This window comes from uncultured Hymenobacter sp., assembly GCF_964242765.1.
Lineage (GTDB): Bacteria > Bacteroidota > Bacteroidia > Cytophagales > Hymenobacteraceae > Hymenobacter.
Window position 1 is genome coordinate 1 of record NZ_CAXTBM010000125.1, and the last position, 6,638, is coordinate 6,638.

The following is a 6,638-nucleotide window of genomic DNA, read 5'->3' on the forward strand; positions in this document are numbered from 1 at the left end:
GGTACGGTGGGAAGCCCGCACCGTGAGCAGCTGCTTGAAGGTCTGGGGGCTCTGGGGGATGGCGTAGAACTCGCCGGGGTTCATGCGGGACGGCACCACAAAGTCGCGGGCACCTTCGGGCGTACTTTTGATGAGCACGGGGGTTTCCACTTCAATGAAATCCTGGCCGTCGAGGTAGCGGCGGGTGGCCTGGGCCACGCGGTGACGCAGCATCAGGTTCTGGCGCACCGTGTTGCGGCGCAAGTCGAGGTAGCGGTACTTCAGGCGCAGGTCGTCGCCGCCGTCGGTTTCGTCTTCGATAAGGAAGGGCGGCAGCTTGGCCGGGTTAAGCACATCGAGCTTCTCGACTCGAATTTCGATACCGCCAGTGGGTATTTTGTCGTTTTTGGAGTAGCGCTCGGCTACTTTGCCGGTTACGCACAGCACAAACTCGCGGCCGAGCTGACGGGCCTGGGCGCGGGTTTCATCCGACTCCACGCCTTCTTCCAGGGTGAGCTGGGTGAGGCCGTACCGGTCGCGGAGATCTATCCAGCTGATGCCGCCTTTGTCGCGCGTGCGCTGCACCCAGCCACAGAGCGTAACGGTTAAACCAACGTGTTCGGGGCGCAATTCGCCGCAGGTGTGAGTCCGGAGCATTCTGGTTTCTAATTTCTGGTTTCTGGTTTCTAGTTCTGACGCGCTAGAGCTAGCTGAGCTTCAACGGGCAACACGAAACCTGCCAAAGGTAGACAGGAAAAATCAGTGGGATACTAAAAACCCCATCTGTCGATTGTAAAGAAAACCACATTGATTTGTGAAAAATGCTTGTTTTCACCGAGAATGGAGCCTTTTTCATTGTCTTGCTGTAAGTTCGGCACGGAGTATGCAAATCGCTGATCCAATTACGTCCTAACCTGCTCGACCTTTTCTTATTCTTGCTTCGCTCATGAAACGCTCCGCTCTCCTCGTTCTAGCTGCCGTTCTGTTTTCTTTTTCTTCGCAGGCGCAAACCAAAATCAAGACCAAAGCCAAGGCGGCTGACGGCACCGCAGTAAAAACCAAATCGGAGGCGGAACCGGTGACGTTGAATGGCCCCATCAAGCGCATCGAGACCTTGTCGGGCATCGATATATTCCCGGCTACCGGCGGGCAGAGCATCATGCTCAGCTTCACGCAGCAGTTCACCAAGCCTGGCACCCTGGTGATGACCAACTACAAGAGCCAGCCCGTCTATACCACGGCCCTCGACCCTACCAACAACACCGGGGCCCCCGTTGACCTGGGCCGCATTCCGGCTGGCAACTACCTCATCGAAGCCAAAACCGGCAATTATGTATACTGGAAGAAAGTGAAAGTAACGTATCCGGCGCCAGCAGTAGCCCGCAAAAAGCGCCGCTAGCCTTACTTGAAACTTCTTTTCGCAGCTCCGAAGTTATCCTACTTCGGAGCTTTGCATTTGCGGGAATCCTACCAAACTATTGGTGAGGCATTCCTGGCAACGGCAGCAACGACTCACCAGGCTGGCGCTTGGCGTTACATTGTACCTTTCCGCCCTGTATGAAAACTACTGCTCCCTTCTTCCGATTTGCTCCCCTCCTGCTGACCGTGCTGCTGCTGACGGCGTTTGCCGCGCCCAAGCTCAAAAAAACAGTAGTCAGCAAAAATATCACTGTAGGCGTACCTGAAGGCTTCCAATCCCTTCCCGACGACGGTATTGCGGTGAAATATCCGGCCCCGCGCAAGCCGCTGGCCGTATTCAGCAACCCCAGTGGCCGCGTCGATTTCAGCGTAGCGCAGAAGCCGAGCACCTTCAATAATCGGGATTATGCACTGCTGCTCAAGATTTACAAAGCCAGCATTCAGAATATGTACTCCAAAGTGGATTTTCTGGCCGAGGATATTCGCACCGTCAACAAGCGTGATTTTGTGATGCTGGAGTTCGTTTCGTCGGTGACAGACACACGCCGGGCCAGCAACCTAGCCCCTATTCGCCGCTACCAGATGGTGCAGTACACCATCGAAGGCGACCAGCTCACGGTGTTCACCTTCGTAGCGCCCGCCGACGAGCAAGCCCAGTGGCAGCCCACCGCCCACGCCGTTATGCAGAGCATTTCAATGAAGTAGATTGCAAGAAGTTGGAAACTGTCCTTGCGAGGAGGTACGACGAAGCATTCCGTCCTCTCGAAGCCTTACTTTTCCTAAACAGATAATCCCTCGACGCACGGATGTCCAAGGGCTTGGCTGTTAAAGACACTTTTCAGCAAACAGAGGAAAGATTGCTTCATTCTTCGCAATAACAGCTCCATGACCTCACACGACGCCTACATGCGCGAAGCCCTTAAGCAGGCGCGGTATGCTTTTGCAGAAGAGGAAATACCAATTGGGGCGGTAGTCGTGCTAAACAAGCAGATTATAGCCCGGGCCTACAACCAAACCGAGCGGCTGCGTGACGTAACCGCCCACGCCGAAATGCTGGCCCTGACGGCCGCTGCCAACCACGTCGGCAACAAGTATTTAACTGATTGCACACTCTACGTGACCGTCGAGCCCTGCGTGATGTGCGCTGGGGCTACGGCCTGGGCCCAAATCCGGCGCGTGGTGTACGGGGCCGATGAGTTGAAAGTCGGGTTTCGGCGCTACGGCAATTTGCTGCACCCGAAGGCGGAACTGGTACGGGGCGTGCTGGCCGCGGACTGCGGAGCCCTGATGCAGGAGTTTTTCGCGCGGAAGCGGAAATAAGCTACTTTTGGCCGCTTCCGTAACCCTAACTGGGGTGCGGCGGTTATACTACCCGCAACGTTCCACCATATAACCCTAAACTCATGGCTTTTGAACTGCCCCAACTTCCTTACGCTTATGATGCCTTGGAGCCGCACATTGATGCGCAGACCATGGAAATTCACCACACCAAGCACCATCAGGCCTACGTTACCAACCTGAACAATGCCATTGCGGGTACGGAGCTGGAAGGCAAAAGCCTCGAAGATCTGATGCAGAATATTGCGTCGGCTCCGGCGGCGGTGCGCAACAACGGTGGTGGCCACTGGAACCACTCCCTGTTCTGGACCGTGCTAGGTCCGAACGGCGGCGGGGAACCTACCGGTGCTATTGGCGAGGCTATAACGCAGTCTTTTGGCAGCTACGAGAAGTTCAAGGAAGAATTCAGCAAGGCTGCTACCACGCGCTTCGGCTCGGGCTGGGCGTGGCTGTGCAAGCAACCTGATGGCTCGCTGAAAATCTGCTCGACGCCCAACCAGGACAACCCACTGATGCCCGACGCCGGTTGCGGTGGTACGCCCGTACTCGGCCTCGACGTGTGGGAGCACTCCTACTACCTGAAATATCAGAACCGACGCCCCGATTATATTGCGGCTTTCTACAACGCCATCAACTGGGACGAAGTGAACAAGCGTTTCGCCGCGGCGGCATAGTTTTTGGTTGCTCTCCGGCGAAACTGCTTACGCGGTAGTTTCCCGGCCTTGTATCGGTCGGTTTGGTGCCTTTCAGGCATCGGACCGACCGATTTTTATTTATTGTTTTACATGTATTTCATGGATGCTCTGCTTGTTGCGAAATCTGCCGGTGCCTTGTCTGATAAATACCGGCTGAGCATTGTGCTGGCGCTAAGCCAGCAGGAGTCGCTGCCTTTTGCTGACGTACAGCAACTGACGGGGCTTTCCCAACCTTGCGTGTCGCACCACCTGAAAATACTGACTGACAGCGGGCTGGTGCAAACCCGAAAATGCGGCCGTTGTCTGAGCTTGATACTAAACCGGGAAGCCATGGGCCAGCTAGCCACTTTCCTAGATAATCTGCGATAAAAATTCAACTCATACCCATTTAAGTAGTTAGATAATTTTTTTGGTAAGCCCGTCCTCTATTCGATATTACCACAGTGGCTAGGAGTTGTCCGTTCATCTCCAACTCTGATCTGATGGAGCGCCTGCGTACTGCTACCGAGGTAACTCCTCACGATTCCAACACTTCCTAATGCTCCCGGACCCGAAGGCTTCTACCAAGGCGATGAGAGTCCGCAGCATCCAACCCTTGTTGGCGTGCTTGGCAGGGGTGGCTATTCCGGCTTAAGGTAGCGTTGCAGGCTGCTCACGTAGCTCTCGAAGGCCTTAATGCCTTCCGGCGTGATGGCGCAACGCGTGAGTGGGTACGAGCCATTGAACTCCTTGGTCATGGTGAGGTAGCCGGCATCTTTCAGCTTACTGATTTGGGTGCTCAGGTTGCCGGCGGTGGCCCCGGTTTTCTCTTTCAGGAAGTTGAATTCCGCTTCCCGCACCCCGAGCAGCAACGACATCACCGCCAGCCGTAGCTGCGAATGTAGTAGCGGGTCAAGGTCTTCAAAGGGAGCGGCCACGGCGGTAAGTATTTTTCAGGATGTGCCCTGGTACTACGTAGGCGATGAACACAGCGGCGGCTACCAACAGCAATTGCGTATCGAAAGCCACCCGAAAGGCGACCGTAGCCAGCAGCCAGCAAACAGCGCCACCCCATATCAGGGGCCGAAACCGCAGCGCCCCGCCGGTAGCGAACGTGCCAAGCCCATAAAGCGCAATAATGAGCGGATACGCTCGGCTCCAGCCGAAGGCAATGCCTACCCCGATCAACATGAGCATCAGCACCCCAAAACCGCCCCACAAAAAGGTCATGAAATCACTCTGCGCGGTGCGCACCCGCTCGCGGTGGCCCCGGCGCGCACCATTCACGAAGGCGGCCACTGCCCCGAGCGCCATCAGCACTGGCCAAGCCAGCCAGGGCTTGTCGTAGCCGGTTTGCAGTAGCACGTAGTGGCTCAGCGCCGCTGCTAGCACCAGCCAGCCCCACAGCAGCAAGTCAAACGAATGGTCGCTCAAATCCTGCTTGGCAGCCTGCAACATACTCTGAATCAGTTGCAGACTCTCGGGTGCAGAAAAGGGTTTTTCAGTGGGTTCCATGACAGATTTCGTTGTTTATTTTTGGTTGCTTGCAACTTGCAGTTGGAAAACAAGAGATAGGTAGGTCGAAACGCCTGCTTAGCGGCTTTGCTTGCCGAGCAAATAACCAGGGATGATGTAGCTCAGCAACATGGCGGTGGCAATGAGCAGCAATTGCGTGTCGGCTGGCACGAAGGCCGCGGTGCTCCCGAGTAGTCCGCATGCCACACCACCTAGCAGCAGTGGCCGAAAACGCAGTACCCGCCCAGCCACGAAGGTGCTTACACCATAAAGCACCAGCAGAATCGGATGCACCACCGCCCACCCCACCACGCAGGCGCTGGCAACGGATACGAGTATAATCAGCACAAAGCTTTTTTGCAGCAGGCGCATCGTTTTGTCGGTGGCCGTGCTGCTGGTGAGGCCGTGCTTACGCTGCCGTCGGGCCCTGATACTCTGCATGATGCCCATCAGCGGCATGAGTATCATCCACGGCAACCAAGGAGCCGCGAATCCAATCTGCTCTAGCCCATAGTTGCTCAAGGCGGCCGTTAGCACCACCGAGCCACGAAAGATATACGTGAAGGCGTGTGCCTTCCTATCAGACAGTTCTACCAGCGGCTGCACGCCGAAAGCGGTGGTTGGAGTGTCAAGCGGGCGGATGGAGCTAACGAGGCTTTGCATGGCGGTAGAGGTTGGGGCCGTTGGAATGACACAAACATAAACTAGTTTATTATATAAACCAAATTACTATGCAAACTGGTTTGCATAATTTTAAAGCTGCTTTTTTGGCTCCTTCCCGTTTCCTATTTTGTCTATCTTTGAAGGCCCGGTCTGTGCAAGTGGCCGGGTTGTTCTTTTTCCTCTGCCGTCTTCTCTCAACAAAGGATTTATGACCTGATTGGCATCACGCTGATGCCGAGTGCTGTGCTTATTGTGCCTTCCAGCCTGCCGGGTCATCAACTATTGCCTAGTAGGCTTGGCTTGGAACCGGCTGCTGAGCTAGAACGGACGCTCTTCTTTCCGAAGGCACTATCTGGGCAACGCCTATTTCAGAGGTCAGCAAGTCACTTGCTTTGAGGAGAGTTTTCCATCCCCAAACTACACCTGCATGAATATCAAGCTGCGACTTATTGTGATGAGCTTCTTACAGTTCTTTATCTGGGGCTCGTGGTTGATAACTATCGGTGCTTATTGGTTTCAAACCAAGCAATGGTCTGGCGCTCAGTTTGGCGCTATATTTTCGACTATGGGCATCGCCTCAATATTTATGCCCTCCATCATGGGCATTATTGCCGATAAATGGGGGAATGCGGAAAAGCTGTATGGCCTACTGCATATTTTGGGTGGCATCGTGCTTTTCACCGTTCCCCTGGTTGATAATCCATCAACTATGTTCTGGGTGATGCTGCTAAATATGATATTCTACATGCCGACACTCGCGTTATCTATTGCAGTGTCTTATTCTGTTCTTAAGAATAATGGAGGTGACGTTGTAAAAGATTATCCACCTATCAGAGTTTGGGGAACGGTAGGCTTTATTGTTGCGCTTTGGGTTGTGAGTTTATTACACTTCGAAACTTCATCCAACCAATTTTATGTGGCAGCGGCTGCGGCGTTTACGCTCGGTTTTTATGCTTTCACTTTACCTAAATGCCCACCACAATTAGGTAAAATTCAGAGCAAGACATTTATTGACGCCCTAGGTTTGAAGTCGTTTACCCTGTTCAGAAG

At 54.2% G+C, this 6,638-nt stretch carries 10 protein-coding genes; 6 read left to right on the forward strand and 4 right to left on the reverse strand.

The window, feature by feature from the left end:
- Positions 1–636 (reverse strand): amino acid--tRNA ligase-related protein (locus ACFE7X_RS24735; RefSeq protein ID WP_375438352.1); only part of this gene is annotated, 636 nt, incomplete at its 3' end.
- Between the two features lie 289 nt (positions 637–925).
- Between ACFE7X_RS24735 and ACFE7X_RS24740 the strand changes: the two genes are divergently transcribed.
- The 5 genes from ACFE7X_RS24740 to ACFE7X_RS24760 all read left to right on the forward strand — a co-directional run bounded on the left by ACFE7X_RS24740 (position 926) and on the right by ACFE7X_RS24760 (position 3,800).
- Positions 926–1,378 (forward strand): hypothetical protein, encoded by a 453-nt coding sequence (locus tag ACFE7X_RS24740; RefSeq protein ID WP_375438353.1) that lies wholly within the window; start codon positions 926–928, stop codon positions 1,376–1,378.
- Between the two features lie 158 nt (positions 1,379–1,536).
- Positions 1,537–2,103 carry a hypothetical protein gene (locus tag ACFE7X_RS24745; protein ID WP_375438354.1) on the forward strand — a complete coding sequence of 189 codons (567 nt, stop codon included), beginning with the start codon at positions 1,537–1,539 and terminating at the stop codon, positions 2,101–2,103.
- 180 nt (positions 2,104–2,283) lie between these two features.
- Positions 2,284–2,718: a nucleoside deaminase gene (locus tag ACFE7X_RS24750; RefSeq protein WP_375438355.1), complete on the forward strand. Its 435-nt coding sequence runs from the start codon at positions 2,284–2,286 to the stop codon at positions 2,716–2,718.
- A gap of 83 nt (positions 2,719–2,801) precedes the next feature.
- Positions 2,802–3,410 carry a superoxide dismutase gene (locus ACFE7X_RS24755; protein ID WP_375438356.1) on the forward strand — a complete coding sequence of 203 codons (609 nt, stop codon included), beginning with the start codon at positions 2,802–2,804 and terminating at the stop codon, positions 3,408–3,410.
- 120 nt (positions 3,411–3,530) lie between these two features.
- On the forward strand, positions 3,531–3,800 hold the full coding sequence (locus tag ACFE7X_RS24760; RefSeq protein ID WP_375438357.1) for an ArsR/SmtB family transcription factor: 270 nt from the start codon (positions 3,531–3,533) through the stop codon (positions 3,798–3,800).
- Between the two features lie 251 nt (positions 3,801–4,051).
- Here the strand turns inward: ACFE7X_RS24760 and ACFE7X_RS24765 are convergent, their stop codons facing one another.
- The 3 genes from ACFE7X_RS24765 to ACFE7X_RS24775 all read right to left on the reverse strand — a co-directional run bounded on the left by ACFE7X_RS24765 (position 4,052) and on the right by ACFE7X_RS24775 (position 5,588).
- Complete coding sequence (locus ACFE7X_RS24765; protein ID WP_375438358.1) at positions 4,052–4,348, reverse strand: winged helix-turn-helix domain-containing protein; 297 nt, start codon at positions 4,346–4,348, stop codon at positions 4,052–4,054.
- A complete protein-coding gene (locus ACFE7X_RS24770) occupies positions 4,332–4,925 on the reverse strand; it encodes a hypothetical protein (protein WP_375438359.1) in 594 nt (197 codons plus the stop codon). Before ACFE7X_RS24770 ends, ACFE7X_RS24765 begins: the two co-directional genes overlap by 17 nt.
- A 78-nt stretch (positions 4,926–5,003) precedes the next feature.
- A complete protein-coding gene (locus ACFE7X_RS24775) occupies positions 5,004–5,588 on the reverse strand; it encodes a hypothetical protein (protein WP_375438360.1) in 585 nt (194 codons plus the stop codon).
- 427 nt (positions 5,589–6,015) lie between these two features.
- Between ACFE7X_RS24775 and ACFE7X_RS24780 the strand changes: the two genes are divergently transcribed.
- Positions 6,016–6,638 (forward strand): MFS transporter (locus tag ACFE7X_RS24780; RefSeq protein ID WP_375438361.1); only part of this gene is annotated, 623 nt, incomplete at its 3' end.